This window comes from Pedobacter sp. R20-19, from assembly GCF_000708265.2.
Classification (GTDB): domain Bacteria; phylum Bacteroidota; class Bacteroidia; order Sphingobacteriales; family Sphingobacteriaceae; genus Pedobacter.
Genome location: NZ_JCKI01000002.1, coordinates 454002 through 475462 on the forward strand (window position 1 = coordinate 454002; position 21461 = coordinate 475462).

The following is a 21461-nucleotide window of genomic DNA, read 5'->3' on the forward strand; positions in this document are numbered from 1 at the left end:
GGTAAAGGAATGTTAATTAACACCTAACCTGTAGTTAACACTGTGGTAATAGCTTTGCCCTTATCAAATAAAGGCAAATTGGACTTACTAAACTCTTTTAAAAGAGCGGCACTTACTGTGTTCGCTTTAACGATCAGCATACTCTCGTATGCGCAGACAGGAAAAATTTCTGGAAAAATAACGGATAAAACTACGGGTCAAACCTTAGTTGGGTTATCAGTTTTAATAGAAGGGACATCGATCGGTACAACCAGTGATGCAGAAGGAAATTATACTTTAAATACTGTAAAACCTGGTATATACAGAATAAGTTTTTCATTTATTTCTTTTAAGAAACAAATCATTCCAAATGTAAAAGTTACTCCTGGAAAAACAACGACAGTTGATGTAGTAATGGAGGACGATCAATCAACACTTAATGATGTTGTGATTACAGGCGCCAGAAAAACGGGTACTGAAGTATCGTTATTAGCAGAATTAAAAAAATCTCAGTCTATAGCAAATGGTGTATCGTCACAAACCATTCAAAGATCTGGAGATACTGATGCCGCACAAGTTGTAAAACGTGTTCCTGGTATTACCATTGTTGATAATCGTTTCATTAATATTCGAGGGTTAGCTGAGCGATATAATAATGTGCAACTAAATAACGTAACTGCACCGAGTTTGGAAACAGACGTCAGATCCTTCTCTTTTGATTTAATTCCAAGTAATCAAATCGATCGTGTATTGGTTTATAAAAGCCCTTCTGCAGATATTCCAGCTGATTTTGCGGGAGGTGTTGTAAAAGTTTTCCTCAAGAGTATTCCTGATGATGACCGATTAACCATTGATTATGGTACAAGTTACCGTCAGAATGCAACTTTTAAGGATTTTAAGAGAACCAATACGGGAAGTTTATATTTTACGGGCTTCAATACAGGAGATAATGATCTGCCTGTAAATTTTCCTTCAAACCTAAACAGTGTTAATTCCAGTAAATTAAATGCAGCCGGTCATGCCCTTAGGAACAATTGGGTGCCAGATGTAAATACGGCTAATCTAGATCAGAAACTGAATATTTATGGAAGTAAACGATTCAATATCAATAACAAACTACTGGGTAATATTACCGCGATAACTTACAGCAATAGTAAAACAAATAATGCGGTTTTTAGAGGTAATTATGAGGTTTATGATCCAGTTTCAAAAATTGCTGAAGAAAACTACAGATATAATGATGATCAATATACTTATAATGTACGTTTAGGTGTGGTTCATAACTGGGCATTTAAATTAGATAACAACAATACATTCGAGTTTAAAAACTTATATAATCAATTGAGTACATCTCAATATGTAAGTAGAATGGGCGCTGAAAAACAACAAGAGTATGCAAATTTTGCATCTAATGTTTTATACCGTGGAATTTACTCCGGACAATTATCCGGAACACATAAATTTAATGATGAACATACAAAATTTGATTGGGTAGCTGGTTATAGTAAATCTTTTAGAGATCAGCCAGATTATTCACGTTACAGAACATTGGCTAACGGAGATGGTACATTTAATATTTTCGTACCAACGGGTGGTGCTCAACCTGAATTTTTAGGAAGATTTTATTCTAAAATGAATGAAGACATTAAAACAGGTGCATTTAATGTAGAACAGGCGCTTGCTCCAAAATCTGAAGGTTTTAAGCCATCGGTAAAGGTTGGAGGTTATTATGAGGATAAACAAAGAACATTTTCTTCCAGGAATATAGGTTATGTAAGGGCAAACTCTTTAAATTTTGATCAGTCTTTATTGAAAGGAACTATAGAGGAACTTTTCGATTGGAAAAATATAAATACGACTACAGGAATAAGACTGGATGAAAAATCCAATCCTTACGATAACTATGATGCTTCTAATAAACTTTTCGCTGGGTATGCCAATTTTATTTTGCCATACAAAGATAAGCTAACCATTGTAGCGGGTGCAAGGGTTGAAAATAATATCCAAAAGCTAAATAGTTTTGATGCTGATGGTCCTGTTAATGTAAATAACGATATTACCAGAGTATTGCCTTCGGCCAATTTACAGTTTAATTTAAATGAAAAATCATTATTTAGACTGGCCTATGGTAAAACATTAAACAGACCTGAATTCAGAGAGATTGCTCCTTTCTCCTTTTATGATTTTGATCAAAATTTTAATGTTGCTGGTAACCCTAACTTAAAAACTGCGAAAATTGATAATTATGATTTAAAATATGAATTCTATCCATCTTCAGGCGAGTTAATCAGCATTTCGGGGTTTTATAAAAAGTTTAAGGATGCAATTGAAATGACTGCAATACCTGGTTCTAATGCGCAGTCTTTTAATTTTAATAATGCTCAAAAAGTAAGAAATGTTGGGGTAGAGCTAGAAATGCGCAAATCATTAGCAGGTTTAAGTGAAAGCAAATTTCTGAATGATATCACATTACTATTAAATGCCTCGTACATTAATAGTAAAGTAATGTTCGATGATGCAAGTGCAATCGGACAATCCAATAACCGTCCAATGCAGGGTCAGTCTCCATATATTCTTAATGCGGCTTTATTCTACAATAATATCAAGTCTAAATTTCAGGTTAACCTTCTTTATAATGTAGCCGGTAAACGCATTGCATTTGTAGGTACGGATTTGATTAGGGATATCTATGAGATGCCTAGAAATGTGATTGATTTAGTAGTAACTAAAAATTTCACTAACAAACTTTCATTAAAAGCAAACTTTAATGATTTGCTGAATCAAAACTTTACTTTGATGCAGGACGGAAATCAAGATGGAAATTTTGATCAATTAGTGGATCAGGTTACGGCACAGTACAAAAGTGGTCGTCAATTCGGATTAACACTTTCATACAAACTATTTTAACAAATATTTAAAAAGACATAAAAACAAAAAAATGAATATGAAAAAGCTTTACAAGCCAAAATTTGGTACTAACGCACTTAAAACAATGGCATTTGTTTTGGCAGGAACATTAATTTTTAGTTCATGTAAAAAAACAACTGTTATTGAATATAATGAAGCCGGATACAATTCAGGCACAGGGGGTGGAACTACACCTAATCCAGCTACAGGATTTACGAAACCAATAGTTGAAGTGGCCGCCGGCAGTATTACAACTAACACAAAATGGACCAAGGATAACATTTACAGACTTAACGGTTTTGTAAGAGTAGGAAGAGACCCTAAAAACAAAGCTGCCTTAGCTGCTGTAGAGGGGGTTACCTTAACGATTGAGGCTGGTACCGTGATTATTGGTGATAGGGAAACTAAAGGTACTTTAGTGGTACAAAGAGGTAACAAATTAATTGCTGAAGGTACCGCTACTCAGCCGATTATTTTTACATCTGAGCGTGCTGCGGGTTTACGCGAACCAGGTGATTGGGGTGGCGTTGTATTATGTGGAAAAGCAACTAACAATCAATCTGGAGGAGAAGCCGAACTTGAAGGTGCTTATGAAGGCTGGCATGGTGGTACTAATGATGCAGATAATTCTGGTATTTTAAAATATGTTAGAATTGATTATGCGGGTACACCAATTAATCCAAACCAAGAGGTAAACTCTTTAACAATGGGTTCTGTTGGCTCTGGAACGGTGATTGATTATGTGCAGTGTTCGTATGGTTTAGATGATGCTTTTGAGTGGTTCGGTGGAACTGTTAATGTAAAGCACTTAATTGCATATCGTGGTCTTGATGATGATTTTGATGTAGATTTTGGTTTCCGCGGTACTGTACAGTTCGCTGTGGGTATCCGTGATGCAAATTCTGCCGATCAATCAGGATCTAATGGTTTTGAAGTGGATAATGATGGAACTGGTTCTAGCGTAGCACCTTTTACTTCTCCACAGTTTTCGAACGTAACCATCATCGGTCCAAAGAAAGACAGAACTAAAACAATTTCAACTCAATTTCAAAATGCAATGCATTTGAGAAGAAATAATAAAATTAAAATTTATAATTCGGTTTTCACGGCCTATCCTAATGGATTATTTATTGATGGCTCGACAACTTTGGCTAATGCAGCAGCTGGCGAATTGGTATTGAAAAACAATGTTCTTGCTGGTGTAGACGGTTGGGGTGCAAATGGCTATGGAACTGGCGGAACTACAACGTTCCCTAATCCAATCGGAGTTGAAACTAAATCAACAGGTAATGTTGGTGCTCAAACCATTGATGTTTGGTTCAAAACAACTTCATTTGGAAACGAGACTTACGCCAAATGGGAAGATTTAGGTATTGATGGTAGTATTTTTGATTTAGGTGCTACACCAAAATTCACATTGAATACTGGATCGATACTTTTAGCTGGTGCAAGTTTTACAGGTTTAACTGGTTTTGATGTGGTGAGTCACCGTGGTGCATTTGGAACTTCAGACTGGACTGCAGGCTGGGCCAATTTCACACCTCAAACTAATGTATACTAAAAATTAGTAATTCAATTTCAGAAGAGCCAGATAGCGATATCTGGCTTTTTTGTTTTATATATTTATTTAAAAGTAAGTTTAAATCTTAATTAATGTATTATTAATTATGTGTTTACAGTGATTTAATATGCCACCATTATTATTGAGATATGAAAAATTTAAAAATCAAAACGCTCAAAATTGCAATGGTTGTTGTTTTAGGAGTTGCAACCTTTATTTTCGGTTGTAAAAAAGAAGTTAGCCCCATCTTAGCATCTGCCGACCTGAAAATACCAAATAAAATGGCAGTTATCCCAACTCATGTCTTTGACTGGGAAACTGCCGATTATATGCCAACTCCTTCCGGCTCAAGCCCTATTCTGGTGCCATGGGCATCTGGAAGTAATCAGTTATTTCCAGATGAGATCGCTTTCGATTTTAAAAAAGCCGACGGTTGGAATCTGGTGTACAATACTTTTAGTCCGACACAATTGACCTCACCTAATTTTTTCGCACTTTATAATAAGTATAGAGGAATAATACGTTTTTACCTTTATCTACCTCCGGGAAGCCCTTACGCATCCTCTTATTTCAGTGATGGATTAGGGATCTCTGGAGAATTTCCATCTTCAATAATGAATTTTTCTAAAGAAATTATTGATCCTGAAAATGTTCAAAAATCAGTAACTAAGATCCAAAATTATCAAATCTTATCAACTGGCGCTTGGTATGCGTGTCAATATGAAGTAGCGTACGATCCAACTATTGTGAATTCGAATCATGAGAATTTAAATTTCGTTTGGAATGTATCTTCAACAAATTTATCACAAATTGTCCTAAATGGAGTTTCTAACGGAACCTTGAATGGTACTGTAGGTACAGCAACTCCCGGAGGTTTCAATTTGGGTAGCCTATTGGGAAATTTAGGAAACACGGCTATACATGTTGCTGGTTTTAAAGCTATAGGTAAGCTAAAATTACCTAAATCAAAATTATTTGGAACGGATTTAACAAAAGCTATAGAAGATGGCGTGAAAGGAGGGTTGTCAGGTGCGGTAAAAGGGTTTTTCAGTGCAATATTAGGCGGCAGTGCTACTAGTCCACAGGTCGTAGATCTAAAATTGAAAGTGGAGACCAATTTAACGGGATCGATAACTAATAATAGTGGTATCGTAAGTACAACCTTGGCTATGCCAGGATCTGCAAATGCCAATACGCCAGGATACGTCCCTAGCTATAACAAAGTCTTAGGTGTAGTAGATATTTCATTAGCCCCAGAATTATTTGTATCAAATCAAAGGATAATAACTAATGAATCTGGATCTTCTAGTACAAATCCAAAGTATATCTATGATTATAGTATAGCGTTACATCATGGATTACTCATCGGGTATCAGCTACCAACAAATCCAGAGGTTACAAGTGATGGGACAACAGTCAGAGTTACCAGGATCGATGTGCTTGTTCCATACAAACAAAGATATGAAAGCAATGGCCCTCCTTCCGAAAAAACGACGATAGAGCGATTTTTGGATAGAACTGATCCAGCATATGGCTTGCCAGAAAATTATGGAAAAGAAATCATCGGAGATGAAATTTATGCATATGGCAGCAATACGAGCACCGGAACCAAAACTTCGATCCAGTTTAAGGTTCAGCATCGTCAGGATTATACTATGGGAACAACCTACTACAATGCTAGCGATCTTGATGGAATCCGAATCCGCTATACCATTTTAGTAACACCTAGCAATGGTTCCCAACCAGTAACCATAATAAAAACAGTTAAGCCTACCATAAATTTAGTTTAATAGTATTAAAAAAAATAATTTCGAACTTTAGACAAGTAATATTTCGTTATGATTGATGTATGCCTTATTGATTTATAACTTATAAAATTAGTCTTATAATTTGTGAAGGAATAAGAACTTAAATATAGTTTTAGTATTGATATTGCTGCTACTATAGGTTAATATTGTGGTCTAAGAACTTAGGGGTTATATAAGTAAGGGAGTCAACGTCTGACTTTAGATTATCAAATATTAAGACAAATATCTATTTTCAATCATTTATCAAATTAAATAAAAATCATATTTTTAGAATTATAAAATCTCACTGAATTAGGATTAGAAATAAAAATGACTAATGCGATTTAATAGTGAGCAAGTGACCTACATTTAAAGCCGAAACATGTTAGTTTCGGCTTTTTTTGTTTAAGTGCAACGCACAAAGCTATTAAAACCGAGATATGGCTTTGATACTTTTAGAGAAATTCAATCTTCATGAAATCTTCATCTTTCAAAAGTAGCTTTAGCTCTTCATATAGCCACATTTTAAGTCGCCCGGTCGGGTGTTAAGATTTTGTTTGCCAAATATTTACAAAACATTTATTCTGTGTTAATTTTGATGGCATAATTAATTTTTAATTAACATTAGTTTAACATCACTGTTGTTGCTTTGTACCAAACAAAAACAACAGAAAATGAAATCACGTTTACTATTTTTATTTAGTATTGTAATGTTGTTTGTTACCGCTGCTCATGCACAAGTAACAACAGCCAGTTTAAATGGAAAAATTAAGGATGAAAAAGGAATCATTCCGGGAGCTACAATTGTTGTAGTTTATGTGCCTACCGGAACGGTTTCCAAAGCTTCATCAAATGAAACCGGACTTTATCGCATTGGCAACTTAAATCCTGGTGGTCCATATAAAATCACGGTAACCTACGTAGGTTACAGTCCGGTAGTAAAAGAAAATATTTATTTAGCCCTTGGAGCTGATCAAAAACTTGATATTGATATTCAGGAACAAGGCAGTCAGCTGGCCGAGGTGAGTGTAAAAGGACAAAAAGGCCCTACAAAATCTGGCGCTGGTACCAGTATTGGCGAAGGACAGATTAAAACACTGCCAACCATGAACAGAAGTTTACAGGATGTTACCCGGGTAACGCCACAAGGCAGTAAAGACAATACTTTTGGCGGAACTAACTTTAGGTACAATAACGTTACTATTGATGGTGCAATTAACAATGATGCCATTGGTTTTAGCCCATCTCTGGGCGGACAAAGTGGTAGTTCGGGCATGCCGGGCAGCAGTACCCGTACCAATCCGGTATCTTTAGATGCCATTCAGGATGTGACTGTTCTTTTATCACCTTATGATGTTAAAGTAGGTAACTTTCTAGGTGGAAGTATCAATGCGGTAACGCGTGGTGGTACAAATGATGTTACCGGATCAGTTTACGGCTATGGACGTAATGCTTCATTGATTGGTAGAAATAAAATCGGCGATAATGCTAAAGAACCTTCTTCATTTCATGATTATCAAACCGGTTTCCGTGTTGGTTTCCCTATTATAAAAGATAAATTATTCTTCTTTACCAATGAGGAAATTACCCGCCGTCAGGATCCGGTTATTTTGGGCGCAGGTTCTTCTGATATGAAATTGCTAACGTTAACAGAAGCGCAACAAATTTCTGATCGCATGAAAAATGTATACGGAGTAGATGCAGGTGAATTTGGTAACTATAATATCTATTCTCAATCTAATAAATTCTTTAACCGTTTAGATTGGAACATTAATGAAAATAACCAGTTAACCATTAGGAACAACACCATTATTTCTAAAGCAACTAATTTAGAAAGAGATCAATCTAACTTCAGGTTTGGTGGAATTGATTTTAAGCAGAACAATAATCAAAGTTCAACTGTAGCTGATTTAAAAACCCGTTTCGGCAATGCTTCAACCAACAACTTAATTGTAGGATATTCTACCGTTCATGATTTCCGCGATCCGCTTTCTAACCCTGCTTTGCCTCAAATTGAAATTGCATCCAACGGTGGTACTTTATTTTTGGGTACGGATAGGGAAGCAAGTATTTTTAATATGAAGCAAAACACCTTTGAGTTTACTGATAACTTTTCTTACAGTAAAGGCAACCATACTTTCACTTTTGGTACACACAATGAATTTTATAACATTAATTATGGTTTTGTAAATTCATGGAACGGTCGGGTTGCTTATAGCAGTGTAAGTGATTTCTTAAATAATATGCCAAATAGGGTGCGTACAAGTTATAACTATGATGATAACAGTAGAGATAACATTATTGCTAACCCAACTGCACAGTTTAATGTGAATATGTATAGTGTGTATGGTCAGGATGAAATCAGAATTGGCGATCGGTTAAAATTAACACCAGGTTTGCGTTTCGATATGGCCAACTTGCCAGATATGCCTTCATTGAGCAGCAAAACAACCAACTCTCCGGTTGATGCAAATTATGGTACCACCTATACTTATACCCAACCATCATCAATTACTGGAAAATTTCTGAATAAAATTCAAATCTCTCCTCGCTTAGGTTTTAATTTTGATGCCTTGGGTGATCAAAGTTTAATTGTACGTGGAGGAACAGGGTTATTTACCAGTCGTATTCCTTTTGCCTGGATTGGTTATGCTTATTATAATAATGGTGTAAACTATGGTTCATTTGATAAATCATATGTTTACAAAAATGCAGATCCTACCAAAATAGTAACTCCTGCAGCTGGTTCAGATCCAATTAAAGATGCTTTAACAGGAAATGGAGAAGCAGGTTATGTAACTAAACAGGGTGTTAATGTTAAGGATGCATCGGGTGCTACACAAGTAGATTTAGTAGATAATAATTTTAAAATGCCAAAGGCATGGAGAAGTAACTTAGCCTTCGATTATAAAACGGATGACCAATGGAAATTCACTGTAGAGGGAATTTTTAGCCAGGTAATTAAAGATGTGCAGTTTCAGCAAATCAACTATGTAGATAATCCTAAATACATGGTTTATGATACGCAACACCAGCAGCCAATCTATTCTGGTACCAAAATTAATCCTTTGTATACCAATGCTTACTTATTATCTAACACAGATAAAGGTTATAAATATAGCTTAACGGCACAAATTAGTAAATCATTGCCAATTGGTTTAGATATGATGGTGGCTTACACTTATGGAAGATCAAAAGATATTGCAAACGGTATCCGTAACTCTATGGAATCTAACTGGCAGTTAAATCAGGCATTAAGTCCTAATAACCCAGGTTTAGCTTATTCAAACTTCGATATTAGAAACAGAATCATATCAACTATCAATTACAGATTGGATTGGGCTAAAAATGGTAAATATGTTTCGAACTTTTCACTGTTCTTTAGCGGACAATCTGGCTCTCCGTATTCTTTAGGTTTGGTTAACACCAGAATTAATGGAACCGGACAAACGGTAAGTTTATTGTATATCCCTACAGCAGGAGAAACTACAAAATTCTTTGCCAATACAGCTGATGGAATTGCTCAGGCAGCAGCATTTGATAATTACATCAATGGTGATAAATATTTAAGTTCACGCCGTGGAAACTTTACAGAACGTAATGGTGCACGTACGCCTTGGAATGTTCAGGCAGATTTCCGTTTCTCTCAGGATATTCAGGTAGCACAGGGAAAACATCCACATGTTTTAACCTTAACTTATGATATTGTAAACCTGACTAATTTAGTTAACAAGAACTGGGGTATTCAATACTTTTCTCCGAACACTTATAACTCAATGGCCAGTGTAGGTGTTAAAGTGGCAACTGCCGGAACACCAACAACCTATCCGGTTTATACGTTTTCACAAAATGATGTTACTTCTTATTCAAAAGACTTTTTTGCATCACGTTACCAAATGCAATTGGGTTTAAGATATAGTTTCTAGTCAGACTTCATAAAAAAAAATACCCTGCTAATTTTAGTTAGCAGGGTATTTTTTTTTATTTTGATTCCAATTCTTCTGTTACCGGACTCTTTATTTTTTTCGTAGATACTGGCTTGGCCATTTTTTCTTTAACCAATACAACTACTTCTTCTTTTATGAATGGTTCAATCGAATCATTTACTGGTTTCAGACTGATTTTTTTAGAAAGACGTTTAGCGAATTTCTCTATTACCTGCTCCGTTTTCTTTGCCTTTCCAAATTGCGCCAGAACCTCGTTAAATGCAGTTGTTAATTTAGTTTCTATTTCTTTACGTAGTTTCTTATTGGCCGAAATATTCTTCGACTTAGATTTGTGCTTTTTCATTTAACTTAATTAGGATTTCTACAAAGATAAAATATCGTTAAGTTAAATTAATATTATGATTATGTTAACAAACATAGGTGGGGTTAACATGTAAAATATTTACTGTAAATTACTTGATAGATAAGAAATTAAATAACCTTATATGAATTACCTGGTGATTGGTACAATATCTTTTTTAGTTCTTCTTTTAATCATTTTCCTGATTAAAAGAAATATAAAGGATAAAAAACAGTTTGAGGAAGAAGTTCTTGATGCCGAAATGCCGGTAGAAAAAAGTGAAAAGGAAATAATCAAAATTTAGTTCCACCTGCGATATCGCCACCTAGGTCCAGGGTGTTTTGAAAAGCTTCCAAGTACCCTAACAGATGTCTTTCTGCAGTTGCATATGAGGTAAATGTAGAATTTGGAATATTTGGGTCTGCACTACTATTGTTCTTGAAATGCAGGCTGACCTGGAAAGTAAAGCTATTTTCATCATTTACCGGTGACATAATTCTTGCCTTAACCGGATGTTCATGAATGAGTACAAAAAACTCTTTTAATATGGTGTATATAATAGCCGACATTGCAATTAATTTAGAATTTATTTCAGGTAATGGCTAAATTAGACTAAAAGGATAATAGTTTAGCCTCCTTAGCAATAAGATAACTTTCAGATAACATTAAATTAACTTTAAATTTATCGTCATTACTTCAATGAATTGTCTTTTTTGGTTCATAAGCATATACGATTTCATATTTGCTATGCTTTAAGTTGGAGGAAATCTGTCCGATTTTTAGATCCTGAACTTGAGGCGTTGGTTCACAAAACGAATATTGTCTGCCGTTATAGGTTAAGGTATTACCCACTGGCTTATCCAGGTTAACGGCAATGGTTAAATGTTCAGGATAAAGTACCGCCACCATAGGTAAGTTATAGATCTCTTTAACCAGGTAAAAGAAAAGTGCAGCCCGGTCATCACAATCACTGTATTGACTCAGTAAGGTTTGTTCTGGTGCATTGCGTTTTTCCTTTCCGAAATTTTCTCCATCATCTTCGTATAGGAATGCATAACGCGTAAATCGCATCAGGTAATCTATACCTTTCTTTTGATCCATTTTCTTTAGGTTATTCTTTAGGGTGGGAATTAAAGAGCTATACGTCTCTCTGCTTAATGGAATATTAAAGTAGCTTTCAAAATCTACTACCGGATAATTTTTGAAAATGCTTTGTACTTCTTTATTTACTTTTAATTTAAAATGATAATTTTTTTGCCTGTAGCTAAATTCAATGTTTTTATCTTCATAACCTTGTGGTTTGAAATCAGGCATTCGGGTTACTTTATATGAAAACTGATTTTTGGCTTCAGCAATTAGAATGTTAACAGGCTTGTAGGCATCAGCCTGTTTAAACAATTTTCCATAATCATGGTAGTTCAAGCACATATACTTTTTGCTGTCTATCATGAAAAAAGGAATGTCGCTGATGTCTTCATCATTCCTGATATAAAGTATAACCTGATTGTTTCCCGTAGCCAGCCTGGCGTCATACCCACATTTATTTAAAATAAACCACTTATATAGGGTATACCTGAAATAGTTTTCAGATTTAGGACTGATTTGTTCGGCCACCTTACGGATGAGCTGATAAAAAATCCAATCATTTAAATGTTGTTTATCCTGATAAGCTTTAAGATTGGAGATCAACTCGTGATAATGACCTGTAGCTATTTTAGCATAAAACTGTTTCACTTCTGCCGCCGAAGCATCCAGAGGAACGGAAATAGATAAGGAAGAATCAGCAGTGTAATGAAATGTACCATCATAAAAATCAAAAGCGTATTGCTGTGCATTTACATTGTTGTGAATCAACAACATACTTAAGAATATAAATATCTTAAAGGAGTAGATGTTGATTGTTGTTTTCAAATTGTGCTATACTTGGTTAATTAAATTTACCTAAAATTAACGTAAAAGCAACAATTTTTTAATGTGAAAGGCTTCGGGAATAATTAACATCAAATTAACATGACTGAAATAAATTACTTTAAATTATAATCCATACTTAATATGAACTTAACAAGCCAGGTTTACTTTTGTGACATAAATATTTGGTTAGTATTTATAAAGTTTAGGTTAGTTGATAATAAAAAACCCAGATGGATGTCTGGGTTTTTTACTTTTCTATAAATTCTTTCCGAGCTTTTCAATCATCTCTGGGGGAATATTATGTGTATCCACCACTAAGAACCCATCCAGACAATCTGAAAATTTAGGATCTATATTAAAGGAGATAATCTTTGCGTTTAAATTCATGTATTGTCTCAACAAAACCGGAATCTTAATGTGCGAATTTTCGATGTCACCGATAATGCTGTCTAAATCTTTAAAAGATTCACTGCTATCTACCAATGTGTCTGTAGAAATGGGTAAAAGGTCAGCCTTAAATTTATTCCGTGGTTTTACGTATTTGGCCATTTCATAATCAAAATGGTTTTTGGTAATATAATCCACAATTAATGCTTTACTAAATTTAGAAAAATTGTTGCTGATACTTACAGGACCAAACATATAGCGGTATTGAGGATTATCCAGCAGGTATTTTAAAATGCCCTTCCATAATAAGAATAGGGGTAGCGGTTTGCCCTGATATTCTTTTCTAATCCAGGATCTGCCCAATTCAATACCCTGTTTCAGCATGGGATAAAACTGATCTTTTATCTTAAAAAGCTCGGAAAGATAAAATCCCCGGCGGCCCATACTTTCTAAAATCTCATCGCCCTTACCAATGCGGTAGGCACCTACAATATTTTCTAAATCCCGATCCCAGATAAATAAGTGATTATAATAAATATCGTAGTTATCCAGGTCTATTTTTTTGTTGGTTCCTTCTCCAACTTCCCGGAAAGTAATTTCCCTTAACCGGCCAATTTCTCTTAAAATACTTGGAATTTTAAGTGTAGGCACAATATAAACTTCATAATTTTTTTCAGTCCATACTTTAAAATCCTCAAGTGTTTCCACTTCGGCCTTAATTAAAATCCTTGAAGTTTCTTCGATTACTTCAGCAGGCTTTTTCTTGATTTTAAAAAGATTAAGCGGATTAAAAAGTTTCTTCTCGGTATCTAAACCAATGCCCAGTGCATACGTACGGGCTCTTAAAAAATCCATCAACTTATTGCTGCTGTTCATATGAGATACTTCAGCAGGTGCAATTGGCTTTCCAATTCTCACTTTAATGGTTAAACCCTGTTTATTTAAAAATTCAGAAGGAAGTTTCGCCGTTCTTAACGTTGGATGGATAAAGCTGAGGATGTTAAACAAAACACCATTGTTGCCATGAAAATAGATGGGAACAACCGGAACCTTTGCTTTAGCAATCAGTTTTCCAACTACAGGATGCCACATTCTATCTGTAACTTGCTGGGCATCTAATTTAAAGGTTGAAACTTCACCAGCAGGAAAAATACCAATCGGTGTACCGCTTCTCAATAAATCAAAAGTTGTTTTTAGCCCGCTGATGCTCGATGAATGCTGAACATTTTCAAAAGGGTTTACCGCAACGAAAAATTCATCAAGGTTGGGGATTTTCTTCAGAATAAAATTAACCATAACCTTTGCGTCAGGCCGAACGGTGCATAACAATTTTACCAGTGCCAATCCTTCTACACCACCATAAGGGTGATTAGCGATGGCAATAAATGGTCCTGTTTTTGGAATGCAGTTTAAATCGTCTTCATCAAACTCAATAGCAACACCAATGGTTTCGAGTATTTTATCTACAAATTCTAATCCTTTAAAATGTTGGTTTTGAGCGAAAACATCATTTATGTCATTCAGTTTCATGAGTTCCATCATTAAGCCTGCTAAACCGGGCACACCAAGCTTATCTATCTTAGTTGCCTTAGCAAACTCTGATGTAGTTATGATTTTCATATAAAATTCTTAGGTTGTTGACATGCAAAACAAGTTTGTTTTGCAATTCCAAAAATAAGATTTATATTCAAATAAAAATGTCATAACATTTATCTATGAGAATTTGGCTTAATAAATACTTCAGTTTTAGTAGGAGCGAATTTAATGGATTAATTATTTTGCTTTTCATTTTATTCTTTCTCAAAATAGTACCTTATTTATATGGACACTTTAAACCTGTAGAGAAAGATTCTCCTCATCTGCTTGCGCAAATTCAGAAAATTAAACTAACAGATGACCGAAACTTTAATTCTGAGGAAGAGCGCGATGGATTAGTTACTTCAAAACGGGCAGAAAACTTATTCAAATTTGATCCGAACACGTTAAATATTGAAGGCTGGCAAAGTTTAGGTTTATCCTTCAAGCAAGCTAAATCAATTGTTAATTATACGAGTAAGGGCGGTAAGTTTTATGATCCTAAGGATTTAAAAAAGATGTATGTCATTTCTCCGGAGCGCTACATCAAGCTGGTACCATATGTTAGGATTGAAAAAAATATTACTTCCAATCCTAAAGAGGATATCGTTTATGAAAAAAAGGTTTATTTAAAGAAAGCTTTGCCTGTTATTGATATTAATACTGCCGATTCTGCCAAGCTAGATGAGGTAAAAGGAATAGGTGGTGCATTCGCAAACCGGATTTTGAAATATCGTGAAAGATTAGGTGGCTTTCATCAAAAGGAACAACTCCTGGAAGTTTACGGGCTGGATTCTGTTAAATACAATGAAATCAAAGATCAGATTTCCATAAGTCCGGTTGCTTTGAAGTTAATCCATATTAATACTGCTGTATATAACGATTTAAAAGCAAATCCATATCTTTCTTATAAACAGATAAACGCTATCATTCAATATAGAAAACAACATGGCAATTATACGAATATCTCTGATTTAAAAAAGATTGCGATTCTGAATCAGAAGGTAATTGATCAAATTACACCTTACTTATCCTTTTAACTTTTAAAATGTTAAAGGTTTAAATCCTGAAAAATTCAATAGTAGATTTGTCGTTCTATTTTATTGAAACCGGGGTTTCTCAGCTTATTTACCCCATGTTGTAAAATAATTTAAAAAAACTTTTCCTTTTAATTTCAAGCTTTAAAATTCATCAATAAACTAATTGTACTAAATACCATTTCATTCTGTAACTGCACAAATATTTAATGGTATTTAACCATCAGATATTGTTTATCATTGCTGTAAACTAACTTAAATATAAACTCAATGAGTGTAAGCTTTAATTTTTCAGAGACCGAAACGCAGCAAAGTGTAAAGGCGATGGTTCGCGATTTTGCAGAGAAGAATATTCTCCCAAATATTATGGATTGGGATGAAGCGCAACACTTTCCTGTTGAGCTTTTTAAACAGCTTGGCAATTTGGGATTAATGGGTGTACTGGTTCCTGAAGAATATGGTGGTTCGGGTTTGGGCTATCAGGAATATGTAGATGTTATTGTAGAGGTGGCCAGGGTTTGCGGTTCTATTGGTTTGTCTCTAGCGGCGCATAACTCATTATGTACCGGGCACATTATGGCTTTTGCTACCGAAGAGCAGAAACAAAAATGGTTACCAAAGCTGGCTACAGCCGAATGGATTGGTGCCTGGGGTTTAACAGAAGCAAATACAGGATCGGATGCCTTAAGAATGATGACTACTGCTATTGAAGATGGAGATGATTACATTATAAATGGTGCTAAAAACTGGATTACTCATGGAAAAAGCGGAGATATTGCGGTGGTGATGGTGAGAACTGGTGAGCAGGGAAGTTCTAAAGGGATTTCAGCGATAGTAGTAGAGCGTGGTACGCCAGGCTTTTCTGCAGGAAAAAAAGAAAATAAGTTGGGTATGCGGGCATCGGAAACTACAGAAATGATTTTTGATAATTGTAGGGTTCCTAAAGCTAATTTATTGGGTAATGTAGGGGAAGGCTTTAAACAGGCTATGAAAGTTTTGGATGGGGGAAGAATTTCTATTGCAGCATTAGCACTCGGAATTGCCAAAGGTGCCTTTGATGCGGCAGTGGCTTATTCAAAGCAACGTCAGCAATTTGGCCAGCCTATTTCCAGTTTTCAAGCCATTAGTTTTAAACTAGCTGATATGGCTACAGAAATTGAAGCCGCCGAGTTATTAATCCGTCAGGCAGCAGATTTGAAAAACAGGCATTTGCCCATGACAAAGGAATCGGCAATGGCGAAATATTTTGCTTCGGAAGTTTCCGTTAGGGTAGCAACAGAGGCTGTGCAGATTTTTGGTGGTTACGGTTATACTAAGGATTTTCCTGTAGAGAAATTTTATCGCGACAGTAAATTGTGCACGATAGGTGAGGGCACATCAGAAATTCAAAAGATTGTAATCGCCAGAGAAATATTGAATTAAGCTGAAAGGCTAAAGCTGAAAGTCAAAGATACTTATACCTTTAACTTCAACATTATTAAAAACCAAATATATTATGAGTAAATCCGGATGGCTTGATGCCTCCGGATGTTTATTTTTTTCTAAAACCAGGTTACCATAGTAATGTTTTGGACTAAAGACTAAAGACTAAAGACTAAAGACTAAAGACTAAAGACTAAAGACTATTGCGGCATCTCTTTAGAAGATACGATGCGATCTACTACATAAACACTAAAGCCTCGCCAGGGCAGTGTATTTTTATATTCTTTATAGTGCAGTTCATAAAACTTTCCACTATTGGTCATCATTTGATTTGCAATTTCTTCATTTGCAATTGAAAACTCAAATTCATTGTTTTGAAGGGTGCCTGCCTGTTTTGATCGGATACCGCTTTGAATGAGTTTTCCTTCATAAGTTTTAAACAGATAACCTTTTTTAACGACATAATTTAATTCACCGGCCTTAACACCTTCTCCAAAAACGAAAAAGTAGCGGTAGTAGCAAATGGCTGCAATTACAATTACCAGCAGAACCGCAACGATAGAGATCACTTTTTTACCTGTTGTCATATTATATAATGTATGGATGAATAAATGTAGTTAAACGAGAGAATAAATCATTGGCCGAAAAGAAATAAAATCTTATTAAAAATTTTCCTCATTATCAAATAATTACTTACATTTGCAACCCCGATAGTTAGGGGAAATTAAAAGACCACGAGAGGAGGTATTTCAGCGTTATGATCATTATTAATATTAAAGACGGCGAATCATTAGATAAAGCCCTAAAACGTTTCAAGAAAAAGTTTGAAAAAACTGGTGTATTGAGAGAACTACGTAGTCGCCAAGCATACGAGAAAAAATCCGTAGCTCGTCGTACTGAAATTAAACATGCTGTTTACATTCAGAATATGAATCAAGACACAACTTCATAGTTGTTCAAGATATTTTTGTAAGAGCCTTTTGATGTTGCATCAAAAGGCTTTTTTGTTTATAGCCCTTATTCGTAATCTTGGCTAAACAATTCATTAATCATTTCTTTATATCGAAACAATTTGTAACTTCATATCAATGCAGCTAAATGATATAGAATGTTAATCAATAGTTTTATTAGATATTTAACCCACGAGAAACGCTATTCTAAGCACACGGTTTCATCCTATCAAGCTGATTTAATTCAGTTTGAAGAATACATTACCGCTACATTCAATTTAATTATTCCTGATGTAAAACATAGCCATCTTCGGAGCTATATGGTGGATCTGATGGAAGAAAAAAGATCTGAAACCACCATTAATAGAAAAATATCATCGCTCAGGAGTTTTTATAAATTTTTAATGAAGGAGGGTAAAATTGAGCAAAACCCTACAATTTTACTTAAGGCACCAAAAATTCCTAAGCGATTACCTGTATTTATTGATGCACAGAAGATGGATCAACTCCTCGATTCTGAAAACTATTTTGATGATAGTTTCTCTTCTGTACGGGATCACCTGGTTATTGAATTGCTTTTCGGTACGGGGATTCGTTTGGCAGAATTAATTTCATTAAAAGAAACGGATATTGATGTTTATGCCGGTACTATAAAAGTTTTAGGTAAAAGGAATAAAGAGAGAATTATTCCTGTTAATAAACCGCTTGTCAATCAATTAAATACTTATATTGAGCAAAAAAAGTTACAAAACTTCAATAACAATTTACTTCATTTAATCGTTACCAATACAGGTGCTGCGGCATATCCAAAATTAATTTACCGCATTGTTACCTCATACCTAAACTATATATCAACCAATGAGAAAAGAAGTCCACATGTTCTGCGGCATAGTTACGCCACTTCTCTGTTAAATGCAGGAGCAGATTTAAACGCCATCAAAGAACTTTTAGGGCATGCAAGTTTAGCCGCTACCCAGGTTTACACACACAATTCAATCGAAAGATTAAAAACAATTTATAAACAAGCCCATCCAAAGGCATAAAAAAAGGAGGAAAAATGAAAATCGGAGTTCAATCAATCCACTTCAGTGCAGATAGTAAGTTGTTAGAATTTATTCAGAAGAAAGCGAACAAGCTGGATCAGTTTTTTGATCAGATTATTAGCGGAGAAGTGTATTTAAAGCTAGAGAATGTTGAAGACGAGGCCAATAAAATCAGTGAGATTAAATTGATTGTGCCGGGGGGGACCCTCTTTGCTAAGGAACAATGTAAATCATTTGAAGAGGCTACTGATTTGGCAATTGAGTCATTGAGGAAGCAGATTACTAAGCACAAAGATAAAACGCGTGCAAAATTAAGCGAACATAAAGCAATTTTAAGTGAAAGCGAAGCATCTGATTACTAAGTAGGTATTACCTTAAAATACAAATTTGAAGATAGCGAACTCAAAAAGTTCGCTATTTTTTTTCAAATTTATTTTGAACTGAAATATAAGTGTGTATATTTGCATTCCCTTTCGGAAACGGTGTTAAGCCAATCAGAAAAGGATAGTTCTTTAAAAAGATAAACTTTTAAAAAAAACACGTTAATTGTATGAAAAATGAAGATTTTTCGTATCATTGCACAAATTTAAAAGCCTCCTTAGCTCAGCTGGTAGAGCAACTGACTTGTAATCAGTAGGTCATTGGTTCGATTCCGATAGGAGGCTCTTTTTATTTTAAAGTGTTGACATTTTAAGATAAAGTTGGGGAGATTCCAGAGCGGCCAAATGGGACAGACTGTAACTCTGTTATCGCAAGATTTCGAAGGTTCGAATCCTTCTCTCCCCACCAATTGATTTTAGATTTAAAGATTTTAGATCGACGGTTGAAAAATCGTAACTCGTAAATCATCAATCGTAAATTAGTAAGCGGAAGTAGCTCAGTTGGTAGAGCGATAGCCTTCCAAGCTATAGGTCGCGAGTTCGAACCTCGTCTTCCGCTCTTAAATAAGTTGAGTAGTTGGCAATTGGCGGTTTGCAGTTACTGTAACTGGCGGCTGAAAACTGAGAACTAAATTAGCCGACTTAGCTCAGCGGTAGAGCACTTCCTTGGTAAGGAAGAGGTCATGGGTTCAATTCCCATAGTTGGCTCAGGTATAATAAAGCTTTGTTAAATCTGTTAAAGATACAGAAGAGGCAAGGTTTTTTGTGTTGGAAAAACAATAATTAAAAATAATAAAAAGTTAACCTACTAATTAGTTATAAATAAAATGGCAAAAGAAAAATTTGACCGCAGTAAACCGCACTTAAACATCGGTACAATCGGTCACGTCGATCACGGTAAAACAACTTTAACAGCAGCTATTACAAAAGTTTTGGCTGATGCAGGTTTATCTGAGGCACGTTCATTCGATTCAATTGACTCTGCTCCAGAGGAAAAAGAAAGAGGTATTACAATCAATACAGCTCACGTTGAGTATTCAACAGCTAACCGTCACTATGCACACGTTGACTGTCCAGGTCACGCGGATTATGTGAAAAACATGGTTACAGGTGCTGCTCAAATGGACGGTGCAATTATCGTTGTTGCTGCTACTGATGGTCCAATGCCACAAACTCGCGAGCACATCTTATTAGCTCGTCAGGTAGGTGTTCCTTCATTAGTTGTATTCATGAATAAAGTGGATATGGTTGATGATCCTGAATTATTAGAATTAGTTGAAATGGAAGTTCGTGAATTATTATCATTCTACGATTTCCCTGGAGATGATATTCCTGTAATCCAAGGTTCTGCATTAGGTGGATTAAACGGTGATGCTAAATGGGTTGAGAAAATTATGGAATTAATGGCTGCAGTTGATAGCTACATTCCAATTCCTCCACGTTTAACTGATCTTCCTTTCTTAATGCCTGTTGAAGATGTATTCTCAATTACTGGTCGTGGTACTGTTGCTACTGGTCGTATTGAGCGTGGTGTAATCAACTCTGGAGATCCGGTTGAGATCTTAGGTATGGGTGCTGAGAACTTAAAATCTACAGTAACTGGTGTTGAGATGTTCCGTAAAATTTTAGATTACGGTGAAGCTGGTGATAACGTAGGTTTATTATTACGTGGTATTGAGAAAACTGATATCCGTCGTGGTATGGTAATCTGTAAACCAGGTTCAGTAACTCCTCACACTGATTTCAAAGCTGAGATCTATGTATTATCAAAAGCAGAAGGTGGTCGTCACACTCCATTCTTCAACAAATATCGTCCTCAATTCTATTTCCGTACTACAGATGTAACTGGTGAGATCTCACTAGCTGAAGGAACTGAAATGGTAATGCCAGGTGATAACGTTACAATCACAGTTAAATTAATTAACGCGATTGCAATGGAAAAAGGTTTACGTTTCGCTATCCGTGAAGGTGGTAGAACAGTAGGTGCTGGTCAGGTAACTGAAATCTTAGCTTAGTATTAAGCAATAAGCTTAAGGCCAAAAGCCGAAAGCTTTTATAAAAGCCTAAAAGCATAGGGTGTTGGGTTAATTTATTAACTTTCAGCTTTATGCTTTTAGCTTCTTACACGGGAATAGTTCAACGGTAGAATAGAGGTCTCCAAAACCTTTGATCAGGGTTCGAATCCTTGTTCCCGTGCTCAAAACAATGGTTGAGTAATTGAATGAGTGAATGATT

Annotated in this window: 16 protein-coding genes and 5 tRNA genes; 16 read left to right on the plus strand and 5 right to left on the minus strand. The window is 35.3% G+C overall.

Annotated elements, in window-relative coordinates; translation table 11 throughout:
• The first annotated feature begins 78 nt into the window (after positions 1-78).
• The 4 genes from AN34_RS05770 (at position 79) to AN34_RS05785 (ending at position 10160) form a co-directional block, all read left to right on the plus strand.
• Positions 79-2886 (plus strand): TonB-dependent receptor, encoded by a 2808-nt coding sequence (locus AN34_RS05770; protein WP_051666258.1) that lies wholly within the window; start codon positions 79-81, stop codon positions 2884-2886.
• 37 nt (positions 2887-2923) lie between these two features.
• A complete protein-coding gene (locus AN34_RS05775) occupies positions 2924-4447 on the plus strand; it encodes an Ig-like domain repeat protein (RefSeq protein ID WP_157263210.1) in 1524 nt (507 codons plus the stop codon).
• 149 nt (positions 4448-4596) lie between these two features.
• Positions 4597-6237 (plus strand): hypothetical protein, encoded by a 1641-nt coding sequence (locus tag AN34_RS05780; protein WP_029283217.1) that lies wholly within the window; start codon positions 4597-4599, stop codon positions 6235-6237.
• A gap of 671 nt (positions 6238-6908) precedes the next feature.
• Entirely contained in the window at positions 6909-10160 is a 3252-nt protein-coding gene (locus AN34_RS05785; protein WP_029283219.1) for a TonB-dependent receptor, read from the plus strand.
• A gap of 55 nt (positions 10161-10215) precedes the next feature.
• Here AN34_RS05785 and AN34_RS05790 read toward each other — a convergent pair whose 3' ends face one another.
• Positions 10216-10524, minus strand: a complete 309-nt coding sequence (locus AN34_RS05790; RefSeq protein ID WP_029283221.1) for a hypothetical protein — start codon at positions 10522-10524, stop codon at positions 10216-10218.
• 142 nt (positions 10525-10666) lie between these two features.
• Here AN34_RS05790 and AN34_RS21560 point away from each other — a divergent pair, with 142 nt between their 5' ends.
• A complete protein-coding gene (locus AN34_RS21560; protein ID WP_157263213.1) occupies positions 10667-10825 on the plus strand; it encodes a hypothetical protein in 159 nt (52 codons plus the stop codon).
• Here the strand turns inward: AN34_RS21560 and AN34_RS05795 are convergent.
• From AN34_RS05795 to AN34_RS05805, 3 genes are all read right to left on the minus strand, one after another.
• Positions 10815-11090 carry a hypothetical protein gene (locus tag AN34_RS05795; protein WP_029283223.1) on the minus strand — a complete coding sequence of 92 codons (276 nt, stop codon included), beginning with the start codon at positions 11088-11090 and terminating at the stop codon, positions 10815-10817. The two genes, AN34_RS21560 and AN34_RS05795, sit on opposite strands and share 11 nt — an antisense overlap.
• Before the next feature lie 127 nt (positions 11091-11217).
• Entirely contained in the window at positions 11218-12432 is a 1215-nt protein-coding gene (locus AN34_RS05800) for a hypothetical protein (protein WP_369818082.1), read from the minus strand.
• Positions 12433-12687: 255 nt separating this feature from the next.
• The gene (locus AN34_RS05805; RefSeq protein WP_029283227.1) at positions 12688-14439 is read right to left on the minus strand and encodes a lysophospholipid acyltransferase family protein; all 1752 of its coding nucleotides are present in this window, start codon (positions 14437-14439) and stop codon (positions 12688-12690) included.
• Between the two features lie 95 nt (positions 14440-14534).
• On the opposite strand from AN34_RS05805, the gene AN34_RS05810 reads away from it, so the two are divergent.
• Positions 14535-15434, plus strand: coding sequence for a ComEA family DNA-binding protein (locus tag AN34_RS05810; RefSeq protein ID WP_029283229.1), 900 nt, complete (start codon positions 14535-14537; stop codon positions 15432-15434).
• 267 nt (positions 15435-15701) lie between these two features.
• Entirely contained in the window at positions 15702-16853 is a 1152-nt protein-coding gene (locus tag AN34_RS05815; RefSeq protein ID WP_029283231.1) for an acyl-CoA dehydrogenase family protein, read from the plus strand.
• 200 nt (positions 16854-17053) lie between these two features.
• Here the strand turns inward: AN34_RS05815 and AN34_RS05820 are convergent, their stop codons facing one another.
• Positions 17054-17440, minus strand: a complete 387-nt coding sequence (locus AN34_RS05820; RefSeq protein WP_029283233.1) for a hypothetical protein — start codon at positions 17438-17440, stop codon at positions 17054-17056.
• A gap of 170 nt (positions 17441-17610) precedes the next feature.
• On the opposite strand from AN34_RS05820, the gene rpsU reads away from it, so the two are divergent.
• From rpsU to AN34_RS05865, 9 genes are all read left to right on the plus strand, one after another.
• Complete coding sequence (gene rpsU / locus AN34_RS05825; protein WP_010601088.1) at positions 17611-17805, plus strand: 30S ribosomal protein S21; 195 nt, start codon at positions 17611-17613, stop codon at positions 17803-17805.
• Between the two features lie 156 nt (positions 17806-17961).
• Positions 17962-18846 carry a tyrosine-type recombinase/integrase gene (locus AN34_RS05830; RefSeq protein ID WP_029283235.1) on the plus strand — a complete coding sequence of 295 codons (885 nt, stop codon included), beginning with the start codon at positions 17962-17964 and terminating at the stop codon, positions 18844-18846.
• Positions 18847-18860: 14 nt separating this feature from the next.
• Positions 18861-19208: a ribosome hibernation-promoting factor, HPF/YfiA family gene (gene hpf / locus AN34_RS05835; protein ID WP_029283237.1), complete on the plus strand. Its 348-nt coding sequence runs from the start codon at positions 18861-18863 to the stop codon at positions 19206-19208.
• Between the two features lie 230 nt (positions 19209-19438).
• Positions 19439-19511, plus strand: a tRNA-Thr gene (locus tag AN34_RS05840).
• Between the two features lie 38 nt (positions 19512-19549).
• A tRNA-Tyr gene (locus AN34_RS05845) sits at positions 19550-19635 on the plus strand.
• A gap of 77 nt (positions 19636-19712) precedes the next feature.
• A tRNA-Gly gene (locus AN34_RS05850) sits at positions 19713-19785 on the plus strand.
• Positions 19786-19862: 77 nt separating this feature from the next.
• Positions 19863-19934: transfer RNA gene (locus AN34_RS05855), tRNA-Thr, on the plus strand.
• 119 nt (positions 19935-20053) lie between these two features.
• A complete protein-coding gene (tuf, locus tag AN34_RS05860) occupies positions 20054-21241 on the plus strand; it encodes an elongation factor Tu (protein WP_029283239.1) in 1188 nt (395 codons plus the stop codon).
• 110 nt (positions 21242-21351) lie between these two features.
• Positions 21352-21422 (plus strand) — tRNA-Trp (locus tag AN34_RS05865).
• Positions 21423-21461: the final 39 nt, after the last annotated feature.